Raw genomic sequence first — 21,475 nt, 5'->3', positions numbered from 1 at the left:
TTCTGTTATATACTAATCCATCGAGTATCATCTTTATTCTTTCGTAATCTGAGATACTAAGGCTATCGCTTTTACAAATCGAAAACATTGTTTCGGCGGTAGCCAAAAGTCTTGATTCTCTTTCTTTGATACTTTCGAATTCATATGTTTTTCCGCTTTTAAGTTTTTGTTTCAATCTCTACACCACCTGTCCACTTTTTTCATAGTGCTCCTTTCTACAAATTTATAAACTCTTCAACTGCTTCTTTTGTGATTCTTAATCTACCTAAGTATTTAATACTCTTTAACTTTCCAGACTTTACTAACCGGTAGACCGTAGTTACACTTACTCTTAAATACTTTGCTACATCCTCAACTGTGTTAATTGAATACAATTGTTCCATTGTGCTCCTTTCTTAATTAACCGCTAGTCTTTCATCAACATATTTCTCAAACTTCTTTACATCGAAAAGCCATTTACCTCCTCCCGGAGTTTTAAATGCTGGTGAGTTCTTACTTCTTGCAATTTGAAGAAGTGTATCTTTCTTCCATCCAAGCTCAACCAGTTCTGAAATGCTTATTACTTTCCTCGGTTCCATTTAATCACTCCTTTTACTTAATAAAATAATCAATGCTTACGTCGAAGTAATTAGCTAAAATTAACAGCTTATCGACTTTTGGCTTACTCTTCCCATATTTCCAGTCATATAGAGTTGCAATAGGTATTCCTGTATCTTTTGCTACTCTGTAAGCTGTAATATTTCTCTGGAATAATAGGTTATAAAACTTTTCGTACATTTTTCCCTCCTTTTGTAAAATTTCACTTGCTTTTATTACGGATTTCTGTTATACTACGATTGTTAAGGTTCGTAAATACATTATATACCGCATATCAGTTTTGTTACTTTTTAGATATACCGCATTTCCGTTACATTTATGTTATCACGGTTATGCGTTATAGTCAAGAGGTTTTATTGTGGTTTTATAAAATGTTTTATTATTATGAAAGGTGCATAAAAATCATGTATGAAATCTTCGAAAAATTATTAATATCACACAACTTATCGCTCTACAAAGTTGCTAAAGACACAGGAATCCCATACAGTACATTATCCGATTGGAAAAATGGAAGAAGCACTCCTAAGCAAGATAAGATGTTAAAAATAGCTGAATATTTTGGTGTAACTCTAAATTATATGATGGGAATAGTGAAAGAAATTGACATGACGATGCAGTTTGATTCTGACGAAGAAGCTATGTTATATCTTGATATTATGTCTTCAATTGAAAAATTAAATAAAAATGGTATGAATGAAACAAAAAGATATTTAAGTTATTTAGTTAGTCTATCTGAATATGCAAATAACGATGATCGAAATATCTTAAATGCTGCTCATTCAAGGACAGATATAGAACCAACAGATGATGAGATGAAAAACGATGATGATATAATGAATGATAAAGATTTTTAATTTAATTTAATATACTATAATCATACAACTACCTGAGGTGAATTATATGGAATATGATGATTTGCTAGTTGAAGCCGATAAAATTGGTCTTATTGTTAAAGAAAAAAGACTATTAGGAAACGATGGAAGAATACTCGGAAACAAAGTTGCTATTAGATGTAATATGAGTCTAATACAGAAGAAATGTGTTCTCGCAGAAGAAATGGGCCACTACGAAATAAATGTAGGGAATATTTTAGATCAAAATATCATATCAAATCGTAAACAAGAGAAGAAAGCTAGAATAAGAGCTTATAACAGATTATTTACGCTTGATAAAGTAATTAGTGCCTATCTTGCAGGTTGCAGAAACAAGTATGAAATAGCAGAACATATGGATATTACAGAAGAGTTCTTCGAAGAAGCATTGAAAGAATTATTAAGTAAAAAAGGCCCTTGTTTTAAACATGGAGATTATATTATTTACCTTGAGCCATGCTTTGGTATTTTAAAATTTTATCAATGACAAAACGTTATATTAACAATACTTGAAAAGTCACTATTTCATGAAAGGAACGGTAGAATGGCTAAACAAGACAAATATAAGCCTAGATCAGATGGACGTTATTTTACACAGGTATCTACAGGTAAATTTAACGACGATGGAAAACCAATACGAATATCTCTTTATGCTAAAAGCAGTAAAGAATTAGAAAAACTGGTAGCAACAACAAAATACGAAATCGAGCATGGAACTTATGCACATGACAAAGGTATAACTTTTGGAGAATACGCAAATAAATGGTTAGAAGTAAGTAAGGCTTCAAGAAGCATAAGAACAAAGGAAATGTATAGAAACATTATAAAAAACCATATAGTTTTTTTGGAAAATAGAAAACTAAAAGATATAACTAAATCTGATATTCAATTACAGATTAACAAAACTATGGACAAACCTAGAGTTTGCGAACAGATTAAAATTACTGTTAAACAGATATTGGATTCTGCTATTGATGATGGATTGGTAATAAAAAATCCATGTAAAAATATTGAATTACCACGTAGAGTAAAAAAGCAACAACGTGCACTCACTGAGGACGAAAAAGTCGCACTTAAAACCGTTAAATTTACACCTATGGAAAAAGCATTTATATATATCCTTTATGGGTGCGGGCTACGTCCTGGTGAATTATATGCCATAACAAGAAGCGATATAGATTTTAAAAACTTAGAGATTAATATCAATAAATCAATATCATTTGATGGAAAAAAACCAGTTGTTGTATATCCTAAAACGAACTCAGGAATACGAACATTACAAGCACCTAAGTTTGTTTTTGATGCTATAACTGAATACATTAATACTACGACTAATATTATTCTATTTTCGGATGAAAATGGTCAGCATCGTACTAAAAGTGGATACAATAATATTTTTGTTCAGGCTCTTAAGAAGATTAATAATGAAATAAATAATGATAAACCAATAAAAGATGCAAGCATTAGTGATCTTACTATGTACACTTTCCGTCATAATTATTGTACTGAACTCTACTATTCTGGAATAAGTTTAAAAGAAGCCCAAAGGTTAATGGGACATGCAAGTTATGAAATGATAATGAAAGTATACTCTCATCTAGATGAAAAAAAAGAAAATACAAGAGCAAAATTAGAAAGACTATGTCTGTAGTCTTTCTTTTTTTGACTACATTTTTGACTATATGACTACACCTTGACTACACATATTTCAATATTATACCGTATATTTCAATATGGTTTAACAAAACAAAAAAACACTTGTAAACCCGCTAAATTAAAGGATTTATAAGTGTTTTAGATAGCGGAGACGGTGGGATTCGAACCCACGTGCCCTTGCAGGCAACCTGATTTCGAGTCAGGCTCGTTATGGCCTCTTCGATACATCTCCTTATATTGATGGTATTGCTACCACACGAGTATTTATTATACATGATAAATTGAAATTTGGCAATCCTTTATTTCTACCTCTTATATTCTAAAAATATTTTCCCATCATATATAGCTTTTTGATAAAATATATTATTAATTTTATTCCATTTTTTATTTCATCCACTTGAATATTATCAAATAATTACCTATGATATCCTTAAGAGATTTCAATTTCATTTTGCTATCATTTCTTTCTATACGAAAATTTAACAAACTCATAAGGAGGTATACTTATGTCTCAAAATTCAGTTAAACAATGGTATGAAGCCAAGGATAATGTCGATGAAATGAGGTCATGGAACGGCTTAAAGACATGGGAAAAGGAGGTTATTAGGTACTTTTCTAAAAATGCATCGATTTTAAATATTGGATGTGGTTTGGGAAGGGAAGCATTTGCACTAAGTGACTTGGGCTTCTCCGTGGTCGGAATAGATATTTCACATTCTGTCATAGCAGAGGTTACTGCTTTAGCAGAATCAAGAGGTTATTCCATTCCTTTCTATTCTTACGATGGACGTCATATTCCGTTCAATGATAATTCTTTTGATGTAATTATCCTCTGGGCACAAACCTTTGGGTTACTATACGGAGTTGATTATAAGCAAAGTTTTTTCTCAGAATGTAATCGATTATTAAAAAAAGATGGTATTTTAAGTTTTTCTGGTCATGATTATGAATATTTATCGGATACACATGAACTACACTTAGAAGGTCGAAAGTTTTTTCCGTACGATTGTGAAGAAATATATTGGGAAACGTTTCTTCCAGATGAGCTTTCCTCTTATGCAAGGCAGAATAATTTTACTATTATTATGTCAGGGCGTGGTGCAATTTATAAACCGGAAGATGGTGTAATTCTCCACTGTCTATGTAAGAAATAGGATATCGAAGGATTTTATTGAAGCATTTAAAACAAATAAGATATGAAAGCATTTTAATAGAAATAAACAACTGTACTATTTAAATTAAGAATTGCGTCTATCTATAAACTATATGTATAATAAACTTCAAAGTTTTTAAAGAGGAGGTTTTATATGAAGAAAAAATTATTAGCATTAGCTAATCCTGTGGGTTTGCTAATCTTTCTCATCTATACTATAACGAATCGATTTATTACTGAATTACCTGATAGTATTTCTATACCAATTTTTATAGTATCAATTATACTGATATTGATTGGTATTACATATAGCGGATATTGCTTAGGTAAACGTAAAAATCCATATGATTTTAAATAGCAATTTGGTGATGTAATTAGCATTATATAAAGAATAAATCTAAGGGTTCTTTCATAAACCCTTAGATTTATTTATGATAAGGAAAGTTTGTAAAGCGTACATTTCTTCCTGTTCTAATTGGAGTCAAAAATATTATAAATACCCCTTATCCCCGAATCCTAATATCACCAGAAGTTGTAATTGCTTCAATCTTACAACCACCATTTCCAAAAACATTACTTCCATTTCGATATAAATTACTATTGCTTCCTTCAAAAGTTAGGCTACGCGTACCACTTACGGTTCGAATATTTGCTTCATACCCATTGCCATGATTTTGTAACTGCAAACGAACATCACCACTAATAGTGCTCACTTTTATCATCGCATCGCATTCTGCTGTTATGGATACTTCACCGCTAATCGTGGAGGCTCTCCACTCTTTTGATTCTGCCGTAGCGCTAACATCCCCACTTTTACTAGAGGCATTTATGATACTACTTTTAATTCTTGATGCTCGAACATCCCCACTTATACTTTGGAGAGAAAATTGAGATATCCTTGAATCTTCTGCTCTAACATCTCCACTCGTGCTTTGCATATGAAAAGAATCTCCCATTACGTTTGCAATAGTAACATCACCACTTAATGTCTTCGAATCCACTTTATTAATTCTACAATCTCTAAATGAGATGTCTCCTGATTTATTTTTACTAATAACAGAATGTCCTTCCGCTCTAATTAATTCGATCTCCCCACTACTGGTATCTAAACTAAAGTCCTTATAATCAACTCTTTCTAATCGTAATTCCCCACTCGTACTATTACAGCGAAGCATTTCACCATTACTATTTTCTATTTTTACATCTCCGCTTAGAGATTTTAATTGCATAGTTTTAGCATGAAAGTTCTGCAATTCTATATCACCACTAACTGTACTAACAACTACCTCATTACTCTTTGAACCAGTTAGCCTCATATCACCACTTTTAGAATTTAAGTGTAAATTAGGGAAATAATCAGGTATTCGAATTTCTATTTTCATACGAGGAGTTTTAATGTAATTAAAGAAACCAAAGTTTGTCTCTTTTTTAAAAACCTTAGCAAATATCTTATCTCCCTCTTGCCAAGACTGAAATTCATACATCATCTGTTGATTTTGATCACCATAATTCACATAATTGAGGTTGATTTGATTGCTTCCTGATGGAATCACAATTACATCAGCAAATAATGCATCTACTATGATGTCATTTAGATTTACTTCTTCTGCCTTCTCTTGCTTCCATTCGGTATTAGTGGTTGAATTTCCATCCTTAATGGTATCAGAAGAACTGTGCTCTTTCTCTAAACCTTTCAATTCCTTCGCTATTTCATTTATATCGCCAAGTTCCTCACAGATTTGTTCTTCTGATTTTCCTTTCTTAAGTCCCATTTCAAAGTGTTCTTCATAGTCTTCTAAGATTTCTCTTGTAGTATCTGCTTCAAATCCAACTAAGGTTTCTTTTAATTTTTCTATATATTCGCTCTTTGTCATACTAAAATCTCCTTTTCTAATGATTTGGTTTTATAATATATAACAATATCCCATAAGCTCCTTATCGAAGTATACTGACAATAGCCGCACTTTCTACAAACTACGGAATCAACTAGCTTATTTCTACTCACACGCTCTATCCGGGTGTTCCTTATACAAATCTCGCGCCACCTTACGTATTTCATTCTCAAATGGAAGCCATGCACCCTCACATTCCTCAAATTCCGCATAAAGTAACTAACATTCATTCATTAATTCACTAACTGCAATTACAAATTCGTCCCATTCTGACTTAAGTTTATGATAATACTCCATTCCCTTTTCTGTAATGTGATAGTATTTTCTTGCTGGTCCTTCTGCTGATTCAACTAAATATGTTTCAACATAATCTTCATCTTTTAATCGTTTTAAGATTAAATACAATGTTCCGGATGCGATAGACATTTTTGTAGAAATAGCTTCTGTCAATTCATATCCATATTGATCCTTAGTAATCAATTGAGCTAATACACACAATTCTAAGGCTCCTTTTTTTAATTGTGTATTCATAATGTTTTACTCCTTCCCTCAATGTTTAGCGTAAATCTTCAAACATAACATGCGTCAACATGAGTATACGAATATAAATTGATTTACTCATTCTGAACAAAGTAATACGCATTACAAGTAATAATTTAATTGCTCTTCACTATCTTTCTTTATGCTCTATATATTACCACTTACTATTCTATATTGCAATATAGTGAATTAAAAAATATATTAGAAATTTATTAGAGACTGGTGAATACACTTCACCTTAAAAATACCCCGAAACAAAAGACTCTTTTGTTCGAGGTAAAAAGTAAATATTAACTTATTATCGTCTTAATAATTAACAACTCAACACCAATCTGATCAATCAAACGGCCAGTTTTTACATGCTCTTCTATTTCCGTTCCCAATATCAAAGACTTCTTTAGAGTTTCTTCCGTAAAATTTCTTGCTTGAGCAGCATATTTTGCAACCGCAAATGGTGGAACTCCGAGCTTTGATGCTATCTCTGCATTACTGATACGTTTCGAAAGCAAAGCTTTGCATTGCATAATAAGATTAATATGGCGATTTAATAGATATAGAATTGTCATTGGTTTTTCACGAAGGGTAAGCAAATCATAATACATCACTAGTGCTTGTTTTTGATTCTTTAATGCAATGGCATCTAGCATCTGAAACATCTTACCTGTAATCTGCTCTGAACAGACTGCTTTGATATCCTCTTCCGTGATAACTTCTCTTTCATAGCAGTAAGAAACAAGTTTATCTATCTCGCTTTGAATATTGTCAAGATTTGTTCCTACCTTGTTTAAAAAATAGGTTAAAGTTCCATCTGTGATTTTTTTATTTTCTCGTTGCAGTAGAGATACTACCCACATTTTTAAACTTTTTTCATCTAATCCATTTAGCTCACTGATATAACCTAAATCCTTAACCGCTTTATAAAGTCGATTTCGTTTGTCTACTTCATTTTCAACAAAAACGACATACGTTGTTTCAGGCATCTCTTTTATATAGTCAGCAAATTGTGATTGATTTTTAAACCAACCGCTATTCTCAATCAATATTAATCTTTTATCACTAAAAAATGGCATAGTTTCTGCAATATGAATCATCTCATTGCATTCAATATCTTTTCCTTCAGCATAAGTAAAATTCATTTCGTCGTTGTCACCAAGGATTCCGGCTTTTAACTTATTTTTATAGAAACGTTTCAAATAAGCTTCATTTCCATATAGTAAGTAAAAACGTTCATAGGAATTTGTTTTAATATGTTGTTTTAAAGTATTCATCTCTTCACCATGCCTACGCTTACATTATTGAAAAATAAGTTTGTGATGAAGACACAAACTTATTTTTATAAAATTATTAGTTTTCATTATCTTTTTAAAATTCTTAATTTACTTACTTTGTAATAAAGATTTATATTCGAATGTCCTAGAATATCGAAGTACCAATCTTCTCACCCATCTTTACAATTGTCTCATATCCATCCACTGTGTTTCGTAAGATATCTTCATCTATATTTACAGCATCACGTTTCAACAACAATACAACGGTAGAACCACCAAATTCAAATTTTCCTTTTTCCTGTCCACGTTTTACCATTGCAACAGAGTGGTAATTATGTATCTTACCAACCATGAGAGCACCAACTTCCATTTGGACTACTTCTCCAAAATTTAGGGTATTTAAAATACAATATGCTCTACTATTCTCTTTATAGATATTTACGTGGTCTAATATTATAGGATTAACTGTATATAACTTACCTGGGATAAAATGATTTCTCTCCTTAGCAGCATCATCCACGTAACAATAACGATGGTAATTATCAACGGTCAAACGTAGTATTACGCATGTTCCACCAACATATTCCTTCGCTAATTTTTTATTTTTCAGCATAGACTCTATAGTATACCAGCTATTCTTTATCTTAAACTTAGCATCCAAAGTAATCGGATAAGCACTGACTTTACCGTCGCAAGGTGCTATCAGATTAGATGGTTCCATATTAATTGGACGGCTTTTCGGTTTTATTTTTCTAGTGAAAAACTCGTTATAGGAATGATATTTTCTCTTTTCATAATCGCTCATTTTGATTTGATTCTTCTTCACAAAAGAGTCGATTAAAAATACTGACAAAAAAGAATCCATAAATTTCCCTGCTAATTTTGAAACTACTGGCGCGGATAACGCTTTAAGTGCAAATCGAAATGGTGCTTTGGAATACATCATTTCTAATGATTTATCTTGGTTTGTGGTATTCTCAAAAGAATTACCTTGTCGGTCACGATAGTTCATCTTTTCCCTCCATACTTTTGTATTATCTTTTAAACGTAATAACAATAAGAATATCAAATTAAAAGCTATCTCGCAATAATTAATTGTCCAAATTACGAAGAACGTTATATCTAAAAATTAAGTCAAAGCGGATATTCGCAATCCGCTTACGCTACTTTCTCATACCCTCATTTAAAGTAAAATCCTTCGACTAACTAATATTTAGACGAAGGATTCTTCTTTAAATTATTCATGACAAGGGAATGTTTGCAAAGCGTGCCTTTCCTTGCTGTTTTTTATCACGACATTTCTCAATTATTGATTCCTATAACCTATTTTAAAAAGATAACACCGGCTAAGATACAAACTCCATAAACGGTCATTACGAAACAACCAATGTTACCAGGCTTTTTCACTTTAAAATCATATACAAATAAAAATGCTACAATTAGCAATACAATGGAATATACCGTACTTGGACCTCTATCTATTCCAATGAAATGGCTTATTATGTATACACTCGGCAGTATCATTGATATCGTTGTAACTGGTAGCCCCTGATAATACTTACGACATTCTGTGGTTTCTTTTTGTCTCGCTTGTTCCATAACATTAAAATATCCTAAGCGAATGACAGCAGCAAGAACAAATAAGGTAGCACTAATAATGCCCAGCGCTTTATATGGACAGGTCATATAGGCAATAATACCCGGTAATACACCAAAACATACCAAATCGCAAAGCGAATCAATTTGAATACCGAATACTTTTTCATCTTCTGTACGGTTTTTCATCGCTCTAGCGACTTTACCATCAAACATATCACAGGTACCAGATATTATAAGGCAAAGTAAAGCCCATTTAGTATTTCCAGTAATCGCCTGAGACATACCAAATATCGCTGATGCTAATCCCAGGTAAGTTAATATTACCGAATAATTATAAAATCCTATCATATAGCTTTCCACCATTCTCTAAATTTTTCTTCCGTTTTTGCTTTAAGGAACCAAATGCTGTAACAAGCGCACTAATTATAAGTAAAGCGTAGTAAGTAATTCCTCGACTTAATAACATTCCAGGCAAAACGAATTCTTCTCCGAAGATTGTCAAAAATATAACTAAAAAGCTACTCTCACTAGCCCCCATTCCACCAGGAAGTGGCAATGAATCAACCGCAAGAGCAATTATAGTTTGCAATGCAATTATCTGAAATGCACTTGCACCACGAAGACCAAATGCTAAATAAATTATATAAGTAACCGAAAAAAGACAAATTCTTTGTAATAACGTAATAATAAAAACATGAAACAAAACCTTTTTGTTTCCTTTAATATAATCAGCACTCTTATCGTACTTTTTTAACGTTTTTAATGCTTTTCTCAACCATTTTTCTCGATTCTTAATAATTCTATGTTTCCCTAGCCATAGAATGGTCTTGCCTACAATTTTAGTTACAAAAGATTGTTTGAATACTGCAATTACTAAGAGTAAGACAAAGCCTACATTTGCAATAACCCCAAACAAGATCAAAAACCAAATATTGGAAGCATGAATCGAAATATAATTCCATTCAAAGATTGCTGCAATCAGACATAAAATAATTAATACTGTTTTATATGCAGCAGTTACAATCATAAGCACTACTGTAGATACCGCCATATTAATACCATCACGGCTCATGGATATTACTTGCATTGGCTGCCCACCAGAAGCGGAAGGCGTAATGGCACTAAAAAAGAATCCTACAAAAGAGTACTTAAGACAACGTAAAAATGAAACCTTTTCTTTTACCGTATACATCAGGTATTGAATAATAACAGATTCTGAACTTACGAACAATAAACTTAAGATTATTCCTAATATTATATATCCATTCTTAGCCCGATGGATGGAATCTAACACAGCGTTTAATTCCTGATCTTTGAATACTAGATAAAAGGTTGTAAGAAAAATAGCGAACAAAAATCCAATGTTCACAACATATTTTACATATTTTTTTGGCAATGATACAACCCCCATACATACAAGATGAACTAACGCTCTTACAAAATGTGATAAGAAGACACACTTTCAGATATTAATCCATTAGTAAGAGTATACTATTTCTAGCGATGATTGTCAATGATAAGCATCTGAAGCCACAGACTATTCCAGAAATTTCTACATTAACTTTTTCTTTTTAAACCATATAATACATAAAATAACAACAACAATACTTAAGAATACAACTCCCAAATACCCATATCTCCAAGTAATTTCAGGCATAAATTCAAAATTCATTCCGTACCATCCAACAATAAGTGTAAGTGGTAAGAAAATTGTTGTTACTACCGTAAACACCTTCATAATATTGTTAATATTATAATCCATCTGAGCTTGATATGCTTCTCGAACCTGTGATACATAATCTCTAAGCATTTGAATATTGTTCGATAGCCTATCAACTCGGTTAGTAAACATTTTGAAATATCTTAGATTCTCGTCCTGAAAGATATCATTCTCATTTTCCATTAAATCTTCGCCTATATTAACAAGCTGTTCATAATAATTTCTCATGGTTGATAGCTTTTTTTGTATAAGTAGCAACTCATCATTAAAGTTTTTTATTTCATTGGAAAATACTTGTTTTTCCAGTTTACTAATCTTTAATTCCAGATTCTCTATTTCTATGTTTTCTTCAAAGATAAGACGAGACAAAAAGTTATAGATTATTTTTTCCAACGTAACTTTATTTTGTTTAGTCCTTGCTAGCACCATATCAAGTGCTGATATCGTACTTTTGTCTTCGTCAAATATATCAACAATCAAAAACAAATTACTCATAATATAAAAAGCTACTTTATCAGGACTTTTGTGTATATCCTTACTATCAATGACATTGATGATACCAAAGCTGTAATCATCATATACTGCAATTGTATTTTGCATGTTTTTATTCTCACTACGACAAGTAGTTAATGTAGATTCTGAAAAATCAAAAAACTCATAAATCTCTTCTAGTTCTTTTAGTGTAATGATACCAACATAGATTGATTCACTATTCTTAATTTCTCTATAGCCTACTGGTTTAACGGTATTGGATATTTCATAAAACATATCCTCTCTCCTTTCGTAATGCACTCGGTGTGATTTAATCATTAGTTTAACCTTTTCCAAATCTATACTGTAGTATACACCTTCTGTTGTAATTTTCAACTGATTTCTAAGTTAGTAGTTGATATATTAAAAAGTCCAGTTTATTACCTTGTACCCAGAGGAACCTTTTTTCTCATGAAATCCTTTAACCGCATACTCTTTGGCTGCTGGTATTTTAATCGTATATTCTTTGGCTGCTGGTATTTTTGAAATCGTATCTTCCATCTTCAAATTGCAATAGAAACATACCTTCATCTTCTCTCACCCTGTTATCATCATAATAACACCTATCATAATACATTTTCTACCAAAGAACAATCCTATATCTGTTTAAACCAACAGAATATTTGACTTTAAAGTCTCTCCTATCAATCATCATACCTATCAATCATCATACCTATCAATTATCATACCTCTCCGTTATAAAGCTATTTTTCTTCATTAGAGTACCGTCCGTTATTACTTCAATCGCACCCAAATCCATAGTCAAATCATAAGAGAGATTCCTATTATGAAAACGGGTACAAACCAGAGGATGCGGATGATGATAACGATTGTTTTTACCAGCACTGATAACGGAATAGATTGGATTAATACCGTCAAGAAATTCTTCCGTGCTAGAAGTGTTCGAGCCATGGTGGGCTACCTTAAGAAATTCAATAAATTCTTCAGAATTTATCATTCCTAATTCTCTTATTTTCTTGATTTCGGAAAGTACTGCGATTTCTCCATCTTGTGACACATCCCCCGTAAATATTCCTTGAAAATCTCCATAGTTCAAGTAAAGTACTAAGGAATGAGCATTATTTGAAGTCGTAACATAATTATTACTAGGGTGAAGACACCGTAAAGTTACCCCATTCCATTTTAATTCATCGCCGGTAGAAAAAAAATGAATTTTCACTCCTTTTTCATTAGCAAGCGAAATTAGTTTTTGAAAACTTTCATCATATGTAGGTATTTTAGGAAGGATAAGATTTCGTATTACGATCTTTCCGGTATAACTACGTTGAAAGTTACCGTCTTTTAATCTTGGCATAGAATCTAAAATCTCATAGATGCCACTTAAATGATCGTAGTCTGAGTGAGATATAAAAGCATACTCTATAGCACCTATCGCCTTACTTTTAAGGAATGGGATTAATCTATATTTACCGACCTCCTTAATATCACTACTACCACAATCAATTAAACACGTTATCCCTTCCTTTTCCACAACAATACCATCACCTTGTGACACATCAAGACATGTGATCTTAAGTTCTTTCCCTTTCCAAAGTATTAGAAGAGGTACTAAAAGTATGAGAAGAAAATATTGTAGATAAATTATTTTAATTTTTTTACTTTTCTGATTACTGCACTCACTTACATCACTAACCACGCTTCTTCTATCTCTTATAATTGGAATACTAGTAAAGACTGTAAATAAAATGACATAATAAAGTATAATCTGGTAGATAGGAATTTTACCTACCAAAATATAATGATAAGGGAGTTTTAAATTAACACCACAGATAAACTCATATCCATTTAAAATATAATAAGATGCACCGATAATCCATCTTGCAACTTTAATCGAGAAAAAAGACAGGAAACAAGCAATACTTGATGATACAAGAAGAAAAGCTGAAAATGGAACCAGTATTAGATTCACTACAACGGAATAAAGAGGAATTTCATAAAAGAAATATGCTAGAAGTGGTAATGTCATAATCTGCGTTGATATACTTAAGAAAGATGCTTCGATTATCTTTTTCGTTTTCTTATTCGAAATGGACTCGCTTAAGTTACATAGTTTTGGATAAATTAAAACAATTCCAAGTACTGCCCCATACGAGAGTAAAAATCCTGCGGAAAATAATTCTCTAGGTTGTTGAATTAAGATAATAAGTGCACTTAGAGACAGGGAAGATAATATATCATAAGTTTTTCCAAAAATCACTGCACCGATTGATAAGGTAAACATGATAACTGCTCTTTTTGTTGAGACTGAATATCCGGTTAATGCCCCATAGCAAAGCAAAAATACTATTGATAAAAAGATGGATACTTGAATTGAAAGTCGACATTTAGATAGAAGTTTATAGATAGCATATCCTAGTAAAGATATATGTAACCCGCTCACTGACATCATATGGGAAATCCCACCTTGTTGATATAAATCAGAAACATCCTCCGGAAGCATCGATTTATCACCAAATAAAATCGCGCTCATTACACCCGCTTCTTTTTCTGGTAAGATAGTTAACATTTGATCAGAAAGCCATTGTCTACATTTGTAGAATGCATGTGATAAAGGAGAAAATTCATCAGAATATAAAGTAACTTGCTTGGGATATAGTTTAAAACTGATATTTTTTGTCTTATAGTAAGTATATTCATCAAATTGTCCTGGATTTCTTGCATGGGATAATGGGCTTAGTGTTCCGTTGAGTAATATAGAATTTCCTATTTTATAGGTGGTGACTCCATTTATAATTTCAGGACTTTTTTCTACAGTGATATATGCCTGAATCTTTTCTTTCATGTAATACTTTTTAGGATTCTTATCTTCCTTAGTTGAAACCACACCTTTACCAATGGTCAAAGTCAATCCCTTATTTGTTCTACTTATGTCGTATATCTTACCTAGTACCGTTACTTCCGTAGATTCTATTATCTCCTGTTCTATCACTTCTTTTCTTAATTCAATCTTCATAAAGTGAAATCCAAGTAAGGTAGAAGTTATTAATATAAGGAAGAATCCTACGTAATAATTTGTATGGTTTGTTTTCAAATTACCTATTATTCTTAAGAAAGTGCTACTATAATCCATTCTACATTTGTAGATTTCTATCGAATTCTGTTTCTTTTCTACGTTTAGCTTAAAGCGTAAAACTATTAATATCACAATCGATATATACATAGGAAAAGTAACAAGCTGTTGTTTGCTATCTGGTATAAAGCTATATAGCAAAATTCCAAAGATATACCCTAACACTATGTAAACGAACGGACGTTTTACCATAATATCTTTTCCTCCAAATATATTAAATATAACTGTTGATATACTATATGGGAAGTATTCATTACCTACTGCTCAAATGGCTGTAGCGCGAGAATGTGCAGAAGAACTTGGAATTGAAGTTAATATAGAAGATATCAGTTTTGCTCATATAACTCATCGTGTTGGTAGAAATGGAAATCGTACCTACTACGATATCTATTTCCTAATTATTTTCTATCTTGGAACACCTAACATTATGAAACCTGATAAGTGTTCTGATTTACAATGGTTTTCACTTGACTGTCTTTCAGATAATATGATAGAAATGAGAAAAAATGCGATCATATAATAATTATTGAATATTAAAATAAATGTATAAAAGGAAGAATAGAACTTAAAGAACTCCATTCTTCCTTTGTATTATTATTTCCTTTGTAATATTATTTCTTTTATCTTATTATTTCTTTTATATTATTATTTCCTTTATATTATTTACTTAGGAATTTTTTTTACTTCTCACTCTTAATAATATCAAGATTTCGTTCCAGCGGTTGATCAAGTGCAATCTTTCGATATAGATTGGTTACTTCACCGTTAATTAGTATTTGTACCCTATCAATATTCTCTTCACTTATAAGTGTATTAACAATAGAGTAAATCGTCACTGCTTCTGTAGTTTTAGGCAATTTATTCAAAAATTCAGAACTTAAATCTACAGTACATATCCCATCTTTCTTACTTATTTTATTAAGAACAGTATTTTCTGGAACTGTCGCTCGCATTCCTGCTTTGAGTTCAATATCAAGCGGGCCTGCAATCAATTGCTCTATAATAATCTGCTCGATCGGTATACTTCCGTTATATTCAATCGTTCGAACTGATTCTAATAACCCATCCCCAGTTTCATTGGCAAAAAAGATGGAAACTTGGTCTATCTGAGAATATGAGGTAAAATCACCTGCATTATCAAGAAAATTATCAGCACTCATCATACCAACCCAGTTTTCACCATCCAACATCAAAGGACGTCCATTAACATAAAATTCGACATTAGTAATCCCTTCAATTTGAGTAAATGTCTTTACGATAGCTGCCCTCATCAATACTTCGGAAATACCAGTAACATTATAATAATTAATATCAAACCCTAATTGTAACTGTCCTGCATCACCAAAGTTATAACCGAGTAATGTAATATCTTTGGGTTTTGCAAGTTTATAATCCGAATTCTGTGGTTCAATACTTAACGCTTTTAAAAACTCCTCAACCTGTCCATTTCTATCTGTACTTTGCAAATCATAAGGCTCGGATACAATTGCTGTTTCATCGTTGTTAATATAAAATAATTTTGTTCCAGTCACTGGTTCATTCACTTTCTTATGGCATCCAATAAGGAACAGGGAAAGGCAAAGAACGAACCAAAAGCAATATTTTTTCATATACTTTCCTCCAAATGCGATATTCTACCATATACATAGCATTATTCTTCCTATGGAATATAGCTGAGCGGAATTCGTAAGGTAAAGGTAGACCCCTCATTTTCCTGACTGTAAACTTTTATAGCACCATTGTGCATTAATACAACATTCTTTGTTATAGAAAGACCAAGACCTGTTCCACCAGTTTGCCTTGCTCTTGCTTTATCAACTCGGTAGAATCGCTCAAAGATGTTGCCTTGTGCAGATTCAGGAATTCCAATTCCAGAATCTGCTACTTTGATATACAAATATTTATGGTCTGCATTTAAGGAGACACGGACCCATCCGTCATCAACATTGTATTTGATTGCATTTTCAATTAAATTCGATATCGCAAGTGATAACTTAACTTCATCCACTTCAGCTAATACACTTCGAAAACTTTCATATACTAGCTCAATGTTTCGCTTCATAGCAATCGGTTTTAAACGTTTTAGTATAATATCAAGTAGCTCATTAATACTAACCGTTGCAATATGCATCTCACCTGTTTTTTTGTCAAGCTTAACTAAGGATAATAGGTCAGTGATGATATTATTCTCACGCTCGATTTCTTCATTAATGTCCGACATAAATTCACGGTATAGTTCAACCGGTGCATCTGGTTGATTTAACAAAGAATCTGCAAGTACTTTGATGGAAGTAATCGGTGTTTTTAATTCATGGGATACATTACTCACAAATTCCTGTCTGGATTCTTCTAATGTTTTCATTCTACCTAACATGTCGTTGAAGGAATCGGAAATCTTTTCAATTTCCGTAAATCCTTGTATATTAACTTCATCATCCATATATCCGTCAGAAACATGATGGATGGAGGTTATAATTGCTTTTAATGGCATTACCATATATTTCGAATAGAGAAAAGCTACTATAAATAACACAATTAAAATAAGCCAACAATAAACCATAGCCTCTTGTCCCATGTTACTTAATATTGCATATTCTCTTTCCAAAGAAACATTCATAATAATAACGCCTAGTGGTAATGGCTGATCCGATGAAATGATTGGAATCATAACTTCAGCTTTTTTTGTACCTAAATTTTTCTTTGTAGTAGTTACCCCTCTTAGGCATTTAATAACATCAGAGGATAGCAACACCTTACCAGCTTCTTTTCCGTAAGTATCTGAAATTACTTTTAAAGTATTATCTACAACGAGAATCCTTCCATCATATTGGTCTGCTAACCATGACAATTGCGTTGTGATTTCATTCGACGATGCATTCGTTAAGAATCCGCTAAATAATATTTTGTTTGCAACATATGATCCATATGTTTGAACATTGTTTAGCTTTTCGTTAATACTTTCGTTCTTATAAGAGTGACTTAATACGGTCGTCAAAATGGCAGCCGGAACTAATCCGACTACCATCAATGCAATCAGCATATGCAGACGCATACTTTTAAAACTACTTTTAATTTTTGAAATAATAACCAACACCCCATTTAGTATGTACATACTTAGGCTCGCTAGGATTTTCTTCAATCTTCTCTCTTAAGCGGCGGATATGCACATCCACTGTTCTGACATCGCCTGGATAATCATAACCCCATACGATGTTTAGTAAATTTTCTCTGCTGTATACTTTATTCGGATTAAGAACTAGCAATTCTAGTACATCAAATTCTTTCGCAGTAAGATTAATTTCTTTTTCTGAAATAAATACACGGCGACTCTCACTATCAATCTTTAGATCACCATAGACAATCGTCTTAGATGCTTCTGCTTCTGAAGCCTTTCTTGTATTTCTCCTCATAATTGCTTTGATTCGAGCTTTTACTTCTAAAATGTTAAATGGTTTTGTAATGTAATCATCTGCACCATATTCTAATCCTAGAATCTTATCCATATCATCACCTTTGGCCGTTAACATGATGACCGGCATATTAGAAAATTCACGAATCTGCTGGCATACTTCAAATCCATTCATTCTTGGGAGCATAACATCAAGAAGAACAACATCGTATTCTTTTTGTTTCGCGAAAACAAGTGCTTCTTCACCATCATAAGCACAATCTACTTCCATACCGTCTTGTTCGAGTGAAAAACGAATTCCCTTAACGATTAACTTTTCATCATCTACTACAAGCACTTTTTTACTCAACGAATCCACCTCTTTCATCTCTGTATCTGTTCTTTTCCATACCACTTTTACAAGGAAAAATCTTGTTCCTTGATTGTGCAATCTTGCCTATTTTCCTACTGTAATGAAGTCTTTCATTCGATTAAAAACTGCTGATTTAATTCCGGATATATTTTGAAGTTCTTCAATGGTTGAGAAAACACCATGCTCTGTTCGATAAGAGATAATACTTAACGCTTTTGCTTCTCCAATTCCGGGAATAGTCATAAGTTCTTCTTTCGTTGCTTTATTTATATTGACTTTTGTTTTATTAGAACTTTCATCGTTCTTTCCTTTCCCTATCGGGGTAGAAAGTACGACTTCTGCAATTTCTGCATCGGATAGCGTTTCCACTTCCTTTTTATTTGGAACATAAATTCTTTGTCCATCTGTAATCAAAGCGGCTTGATTAAAAGCATCTTCTGCTGCATCCTTCGTAACTCCTCCCGCAGCCTCGATAGCATCAACAACTCTTGCTTTTTCTGAAAGAGTATATACTCCAGGATTATTTACTTCTCCGCAGACATGAATAACAGCCTCTGATGACAGTTCTTGCTCTAAGTTTTCCTTGCTTACTTCTTTTTCATTCACTATAGTAATGTCAGCTAATTCTTCCGAAGTATCCTTTGGATCTTTTGGAATCTCTTGTTTCTTACCCTCATCATTTAACTGTACTACTTCGGGATCTGACTTTCCACCAAAAACAGTACTTGAATAAATGCCCCCGGCAACTATAAGAGCTAATATCAAACAAAAACCTGCAATTTTACTTTTTTTCTCCATAGGATTATCCTTTCATTGATAACCTTTAGGAGCAATAGTCTCAATACACTACACAATAACATTGTACCTAATTAGATAGGTGAATACAAGTGGAAATAGCAAATATTTTTTGATTATTTATGACTAGAAAAATTTGTGTCTTTTTCTACTATTGATCTATTTTTCCCATTTAAAGGTTATGATACCTCCTATCATAAGTGCCAATCCAATCAGCTTTCTCCATTCAAAAGGAACTTTTTCCGTTCCAAAGATTCCGAAAAGCTCAATAATATAAGAAGCTACTAATTGGGCGGTCACAATAAGAATGGTAGCCTTTGCTGGACCAAGGGAACCGATACTTTGAATTACAGTAAATGTTATAAACGCTCCTATCGCTCCGCCGAGTAACATGTATTTATCCTGAATTCGAATCAGTTGTCCAAAGTTGCCTTCCCTACCCGTGATAAAATAAGCTGCTAAACAGACTATTAAAGCTGAAAATTGAACAAAAGAAGATGCTACCCACACACTTGTTTGCTTTGTAACACCTGTATTAAATACTCCCTGTATACTCATTAACGTACCTGAAATTAATGCTACAATCCAACCTATCATTATAAAACCTCCTAATTATCCTTACGCTTTCTCGCGCATAGTTCTCTTCAACGTTTGTAGTTTCCCCTCTTCTTCCAAATTGTATGCGTTAAAGATGCTAAGGATTGTTACCTTTGGATTCTACTTTGTTAATTTCCCTTTTTCTGAATAAAGAAAGCCTAATTTAGCTCTCTTATAAAGATTACTAAATTAGACTTTTACTAATCATAAAATACTCAATCTATATACATTCTTTCATTATAGATATCATTTCATCTACTTGCTTCTTCTCTATGATCAACGGCGGTAAGAATCGTATCACATTAGTTCCAGCTGAAATTAAGATAAGGTTCTTCTCTAATGCACGAGCAATGATATCTTTGACTGGAATATTAAATTCTAAGCCAAGCATCATCCCTTTTCCTCTCAAATCAACAATTGAGCTATTTCCCATTTTAAGCTCCAGTAATTTTTCCCGTAAATAATCCCCCACATCATTAACATTCGATAAAATCTGCTCCTGTTCAAATAAGTCAAAAACTTTAGAAACAGCTGCAGTTGCCAGTGGATTTCCACCATAGGTAGTTCCATGATCACCAGGTTCTAGAGCATTTGCTACGAATTCTTTCGCTGCAAATGCACCGACGGGTACCCCGCATCCTAATGCTTTGGCGGTAGTAACAATGTCTGGACGTATTTCATATTGTTCGTAAGCAAACATAGTACCGCAGCGTCCCATCCCACATTGAATTTCATCTAAGATAAGTATAATACCTTTTTCATCACAGATCTTACGAACTTCTTTTAAATACTCAGGATCCGCTGGGTAGATACCACCCTCTCCTTGTATTGTTTCCATTAATATTGCGCATGTTTTAACAGAAATTTTACTCTTTAACTCATTCAAGTTATTATAAGGAACAAAAACAGCACCACCAATCAGTGGTTCAAAGGCATCTCTGTATTTTTTCGTACCAGTTACTGATAAAGCCCCAAGACTTCTTCCATGAAAGGAATGCTCCATGGCAATTATTTCACTATCTGCCTTACCGTATTTCTTGTAATAATACTTTCTTGCCAACTTAATTGCACCTTCGATTGCTTCCGTTCCACTGTTGGTAAAGAATACACGATCCATTCCAGTTGCCTTAAGTAATTTCTTTGCTGCAGCAAGCACAGGCTCATTATAAAAATAATTCGACGTATGAATGAGTTTATCTATCTGTTCTTTCAATGCATTGTTATACTCCCCATTACCATAGCCAAGAGCAAATACTGCAATTCCAGAAACAAAATCAAGATATTTTTTGCCATTAACATCGTAGAGATAAACACTTTCCCCATGGTCTAAAACAACAGGATAACGACTATAAGTATGCATCAGTACCTGTTCTTGTTGATTCATTATGTTCTCCATCCCAACC

General features: G+C 32.7%; 24 protein-coding genes and 1 tRNA gene. 6 read left to right on the top strand and 19 right to left on the bottom strand.

The window, feature by feature from the left end:
- Positions 1-215: 215 nt before the first annotated feature.
- The 3 genes from RTP52_RS09695 to RTP52_RS09685 are packed head-to-tail and all read right to left on the bottom strand — an operon-like array spanning position 216 to position 777.
- The gene (locus RTP52_RS09695) at positions 216-383 is read right to left on the bottom strand and encodes a helix-turn-helix domain-containing protein (protein ID WP_312370870.1); all 168 of its coding nucleotides are present in this window, start codon (positions 381-383) and stop codon (positions 216-218) included.
- A gap of 12 nt (positions 384-395) precedes the next feature.
- The gene (locus RTP52_RS09690) at positions 396-578 is read right to left on the bottom strand and encodes a hypothetical protein (protein ID WP_312370867.1); all 183 of its coding nucleotides are present in this window, start codon (positions 576-578) and stop codon (positions 396-398) included.
- Positions 579-591: 13 nt separating this feature from the next.
- A complete protein-coding gene (locus tag RTP52_RS09685) occupies positions 592-777 on the bottom strand; it encodes a helix-turn-helix domain-containing protein (protein ID WP_312370865.1) in 186 nt (61 codons plus the stop codon).
- Between the two features lie 224 nt (positions 778-1,001).
- On the opposite strand from RTP52_RS09685, the gene RTP52_RS09680 reads away from it, so the two are divergent.
- The 3 genes from RTP52_RS09680 to RTP52_RS09670 are packed head-to-tail and all read left to right on the top strand — an operon-like array spanning position 1,002 to position 3,120.
- Positions 1,002-1,451, top strand: a complete 450-nt coding sequence (locus RTP52_RS09680) for a helix-turn-helix domain-containing protein (RefSeq protein ID WP_312370863.1) — start codon at positions 1,002-1,004, stop codon at positions 1,449-1,451.
- Positions 1,452-1,497: 46 nt separating this feature from the next.
- Positions 1,498-1,956 carry an ImmA/IrrE family metallo-endopeptidase gene (locus RTP52_RS09675; RefSeq protein ID WP_312370861.1) on the top strand — a complete coding sequence of 153 codons (459 nt, stop codon included), beginning with the start codon at positions 1,498-1,500 and terminating at the stop codon, positions 1,954-1,956.
- A gap of 57 nt (positions 1,957-2,013) precedes the next feature.
- Positions 2,014-3,120 carry a tyrosine-type recombinase/integrase gene (locus RTP52_RS09670; protein ID WP_312370859.1) on the top strand — a complete coding sequence of 369 codons (1,107 nt, stop codon included), beginning with the start codon at positions 2,014-2,016 and terminating at the stop codon, positions 3,118-3,120.
- Positions 3,121-3,271: 151 nt separating this feature from the next.
- Here the strand turns inward: RTP52_RS09670 and RTP52_RS09665 are convergent.
- Positions 3,272-3,357, bottom strand: a tRNA-Ser gene (locus tag RTP52_RS09665).
- A 274-nt stretch (positions 3,358-3,631) separates the two neighbouring features.
- Here RTP52_RS09665 and RTP52_RS09660 point away from each other — a divergent pair.
- Together RTP52_RS09660 and RTP52_RS09655 are read left to right on the top strand one after the other, a co-directional pair.
- A complete protein-coding gene (locus tag RTP52_RS09660) occupies positions 3,632-4,279 on the top strand; it encodes a class I SAM-dependent methyltransferase (protein WP_312370857.1) in 648 nt (215 codons plus the stop codon).
- A gap of 153 nt (positions 4,280-4,432) precedes the next feature.
- A complete protein-coding gene (locus RTP52_RS09655; protein WP_312370854.1) occupies positions 4,433-4,636 on the top strand; it encodes a hypothetical protein in 204 nt (67 codons plus the stop codon).
- Between the two features lie 145 nt (positions 4,637-4,781).
- Here the strand turns inward: RTP52_RS09655 and RTP52_RS09650 are convergent, their stop codons facing one another.
- The 9 genes from RTP52_RS09650 to RTP52_RS09610 all read right to left on the bottom strand — a co-directional run bounded on the left by RTP52_RS09650 (position 4,782) and on the right by RTP52_RS09610 (position 15,111).
- Positions 4,782-6,152 (bottom strand): DUF4097 family beta strand repeat-containing protein, encoded by a 1,371-nt coding sequence (locus RTP52_RS09650; RefSeq protein ID WP_312370851.1) that lies wholly within the window; start codon positions 6,150-6,152, stop codon positions 4,782-4,784.
- 237 nt (positions 6,153-6,389) lie between these two features.
- Positions 6,390-6,701, bottom strand: coding sequence for a PadR family transcriptional regulator (locus tag RTP52_RS09645; protein ID WP_312107689.1), 312 nt, complete (start codon positions 6,699-6,701; stop codon positions 6,390-6,392).
- 299 nt (positions 6,702-7,000) lie between these two features.
- On the bottom strand, positions 7,001-7,978 hold the full coding sequence (holA, locus tag RTP52_RS09640; protein ID WP_312370849.1) for a DNA polymerase III subunit delta: 978 nt from the start codon (positions 7,976-7,978) through the stop codon (positions 7,001-7,003).
- A 145-nt stretch (positions 7,979-8,123) separates the two neighbouring features.
- Positions 8,124-8,990 carry a phosphatidylserine decarboxylase gene (locus RTP52_RS09635; protein WP_312106952.1) on the bottom strand — a complete coding sequence of 289 codons (867 nt, stop codon included), beginning with the start codon at positions 8,988-8,990 and terminating at the stop codon, positions 8,124-8,126.
- Positions 8,991-9,301: 311 nt separating this feature from the next.
- Complete coding sequence (locus RTP52_RS09630) at positions 9,302-9,925, bottom strand: CDP-alcohol phosphatidyltransferase family protein (RefSeq protein ID WP_312106950.1); 624 nt, start codon at positions 9,923-9,925, stop codon at positions 9,302-9,304.
- Entirely contained in the window at positions 9,909-10,973 is a 1,065-nt protein-coding gene (locus RTP52_RS09625) for a lysylphosphatidylglycerol synthase transmembrane domain-containing protein (protein WP_312370847.1), read from the bottom strand. The genes RTP52_RS09630 and RTP52_RS09625 overlap by 17 nt, the downstream gene beginning before the upstream one ends.
- Before the next feature lie 156 nt (positions 10,974-11,129).
- Complete coding sequence (locus RTP52_RS09620) at positions 11,130-12,065, bottom strand: magnesium transporter CorA family protein (protein WP_312370846.1); 936 nt, start codon at positions 12,063-12,065, stop codon at positions 11,130-11,132.
- Between the two features lie 126 nt (positions 12,066-12,191).
- The gene (locus RTP52_RS09615; RefSeq protein ID WP_312106944.1) at positions 12,192-12,359 is read right to left on the bottom strand and encodes a hypothetical protein; all 168 of its coding nucleotides are present in this window, start codon (positions 12,357-12,359) and stop codon (positions 12,192-12,194) included.
- Positions 12,360-12,504: 145 nt separating this feature from the next.
- Entirely contained in the window at positions 12,505-15,111 is a 2,607-nt protein-coding gene (locus RTP52_RS09610) for a DNA internalization-related competence protein ComEC/Rec2 (RefSeq protein WP_312370844.1), read from the bottom strand.
- Between the two features lie 76 nt (positions 15,112-15,187).
- Here RTP52_RS09610 and RTP52_RS09605 point away from each other — a divergent pair, with 76 nt between their 5' ends.
- On the top strand, positions 15,188-15,439 hold the full coding sequence (locus tag RTP52_RS09605) for an NUDIX domain-containing protein (RefSeq protein WP_312370842.1): 252 nt from the start codon (positions 15,188-15,190) through the stop codon (positions 15,437-15,439).
- Positions 15,440-15,599: 160 nt separating this feature from the next.
- On the opposite strand, the gene RTP52_RS09600 is transcribed toward RTP52_RS09605, so the two are convergent.
- From RTP52_RS09600 to RTP52_RS09575, 6 genes are all read right to left on the bottom strand, one after another.
- Positions 15,600-16,529 (bottom strand): GerMN domain-containing protein, encoded by a 930-nt coding sequence (locus tag RTP52_RS09600; RefSeq protein ID WP_312106116.1) that lies wholly within the window; start codon positions 16,527-16,529, stop codon positions 15,600-15,602.
- A gap of 50 nt (positions 16,530-16,579) precedes the next feature.
- Entirely contained in the window at positions 16,580-18,031 is a 1,452-nt protein-coding gene (locus RTP52_RS09595) for a HAMP domain-containing sensor histidine kinase (protein ID WP_312370839.1), read from the bottom strand.
- Entirely contained in the window at positions 17,988-18,677 is a 690-nt protein-coding gene (locus RTP52_RS09590; RefSeq protein ID WP_312106112.1) for a response regulator transcription factor, read from the bottom strand. The genes RTP52_RS09595 and RTP52_RS09590 overlap by 44 nt, the downstream gene beginning before the upstream one ends.
- An 87-nt stretch (positions 18,678-18,764) precedes the next feature.
- A complete protein-coding gene (locus tag RTP52_RS09585) occupies positions 18,765-19,478 on the bottom strand; it encodes a helix-hairpin-helix domain-containing protein (RefSeq protein ID WP_312370836.1) in 714 nt (237 codons plus the stop codon).
- Between the two features lie 156 nt (positions 19,479-19,634).
- The gene (locus tag RTP52_RS09580) at positions 19,635-20,072 is read right to left on the bottom strand and encodes a DMT family transporter (protein WP_312106109.1); all 438 of its coding nucleotides are present in this window, start codon (positions 20,070-20,072) and stop codon (positions 19,635-19,637) included.
- 220 nt (positions 20,073-20,292) lie between these two features.
- On the bottom strand, positions 20,293-21,468 hold the full coding sequence (locus tag RTP52_RS09575; protein WP_312106107.1) for an aspartate aminotransferase family protein: 1,176 nt from the start codon (positions 21,466-21,468) through the stop codon (positions 20,293-20,295).
- Positions 21,469-21,475 lie beyond the last annotated feature (7 nt).

The sequence above is a fragment of the Lachnoclostridium sp. genome, assembly GCF_031997925.1.
In the GTDB taxonomy this organism is placed as follows: domain Bacteria; phylum Bacillota; class Clostridia; order Lachnospirales; family Lachnospiraceae; genus Lachnoclostridium.
The sequence above is the reverse complement of the archived record's forward strand: the minus strand, read 5'-3'. Positions and strand labels throughout refer to the sequence as shown.

Excerpts from the sequence above, each read along its gene's own strand:
- RTP52_RS09695 (WP_312370870.1), bottom strand. The coding sequence starts at position 383 with ATGGAACAATTGTATTCAATTAACACAGTTGAGGATGTAGCAAAGTAT.
- RTP52_RS09690 (WP_312370867.1), bottom strand. The coding sequence starts at position 578 with ATGGAACCGAGGAAAGTAATAAGCATTTCAGAACTGGTTGAGCTTGGA.
- RTP52_RS09685 (WP_312370865.1), bottom strand. The coding sequence starts at position 777 with ATGTACGAAAAGTTTTATAACCTATTATTCCAGAGAAATATTACAGCT.
- RTP52_RS09680 (WP_312370863.1), top strand. The coding sequence starts at position 1,002 with ATGTATGAAATCTTCGAAAAATTATTAATATCACACAACTTATCGCTC.
- RTP52_RS09675 (WP_312370861.1), top strand. The coding sequence starts at position 1,498 with ATGGAATATGATGATTTGCTAGTTGAAGCCGATAAAATTGGTCTTATT.
- RTP52_RS09670 (WP_312370859.1), top strand. The coding sequence starts at position 2,014 with ATGGCTAAACAAGACAAATATAAGCCTAGATCAGATGGACGTTATTTT.
- RTP52_RS09660 (WP_312370857.1), top strand. The coding sequence starts at position 3,632 with ATGTCTCAAAATTCAGTTAAACAATGGTATGAAGCCAAGGATAATGTC.
- RTP52_RS09655 (WP_312370854.1), top strand. The coding sequence starts at position 4,433 with ATGAAGAAAAAATTATTAGCATTAGCTAATCCTGTGGGTTTGCTAATC.
- RTP52_RS09650 (WP_312370851.1), bottom strand. The coding sequence starts at position 6,152 with ATGACAAAGAGCGAATATATAGAAAAATTAAAAGAAACCTTAGTTGGA.
- RTP52_RS09645 (WP_312107689.1), bottom strand. The coding sequence starts at position 6,701 with ATGAATACACAATTAAAAAAAGGAGCCTTAGAATTGTGTGTATTAGCT.
- holA (WP_312370849.1), bottom strand. The coding sequence starts at position 7,978 with ATGAATACTTTAAAACAACATATTAAAACAAATTCCTATGAACGTTTT.
- RTP52_RS09635 (WP_312106952.1), bottom strand. The coding sequence starts at position 8,990 with ATGAACTATCGTGACCGACAAGGTAATTCTTTTGAGAATACCACAAAC.
- RTP52_RS09630 (WP_312106950.1), bottom strand. The coding sequence starts at position 9,925 with ATGATAGGATTTTATAATTATTCGGTAATATTAACTTACCTGGGATTA.
- RTP52_RS09620 (WP_312370846.1), bottom strand. The coding sequence starts at position 12,065 with ATGTTTTATGAAATATCCAATACCGTTAAACCAGTAGGCTATAGAGAA.
- RTP52_RS09615 (WP_312106944.1), bottom strand. The coding sequence starts at position 12,359 with ATGAAGGTATGTTTCTATTGCAATTTGAAGATGGAAGATACGATTTCA.
- RTP52_RS09610 (WP_312370844.1), bottom strand. The coding sequence starts at position 15,111 with ATGGTAAAACGTCCGTTCGTTTACATAGTGTTAGGGTATATCTTTGGA.
- RTP52_RS09605 (WP_312370842.1), top strand. The coding sequence starts at position 15,188 with ATGGCTGTAGCGCGAGAATGTGCAGAAGAACTTGGAATTGAAGTTAAT.
- RTP52_RS09600 (WP_312106116.1), bottom strand. The coding sequence starts at position 16,529 with ATGAAAAAATATTGCTTTTGGTTCGTTCTTTGCCTTTCCCTGTTCCTT.
- RTP52_RS09595 (WP_312370839.1), bottom strand. The coding sequence starts at position 18,031 with ATGTACATACTAAATGGGGTGTTGGTTATTATTTCAAAAATTAAAAGT.
- RTP52_RS09585 (WP_312370836.1), bottom strand. The coding sequence starts at position 19,478 with ATGGAGAAAAAAAGTAAAATTGCAGGTTTTTGTTTGATATTAGCTCTT.
- RTP52_RS09580 (WP_312106109.1), bottom strand. The coding sequence starts at position 20,072 with ATGATAGGTTGGATTGTAGCATTAATTTCAGGTACGTTAATGAGTATA.
- RTP52_RS09575 (WP_312106107.1), bottom strand. The coding sequence starts at position 21,468 with ATGGAGAACATAATGAATCAACAAGAACAGGTACTGATGCATACTTAT.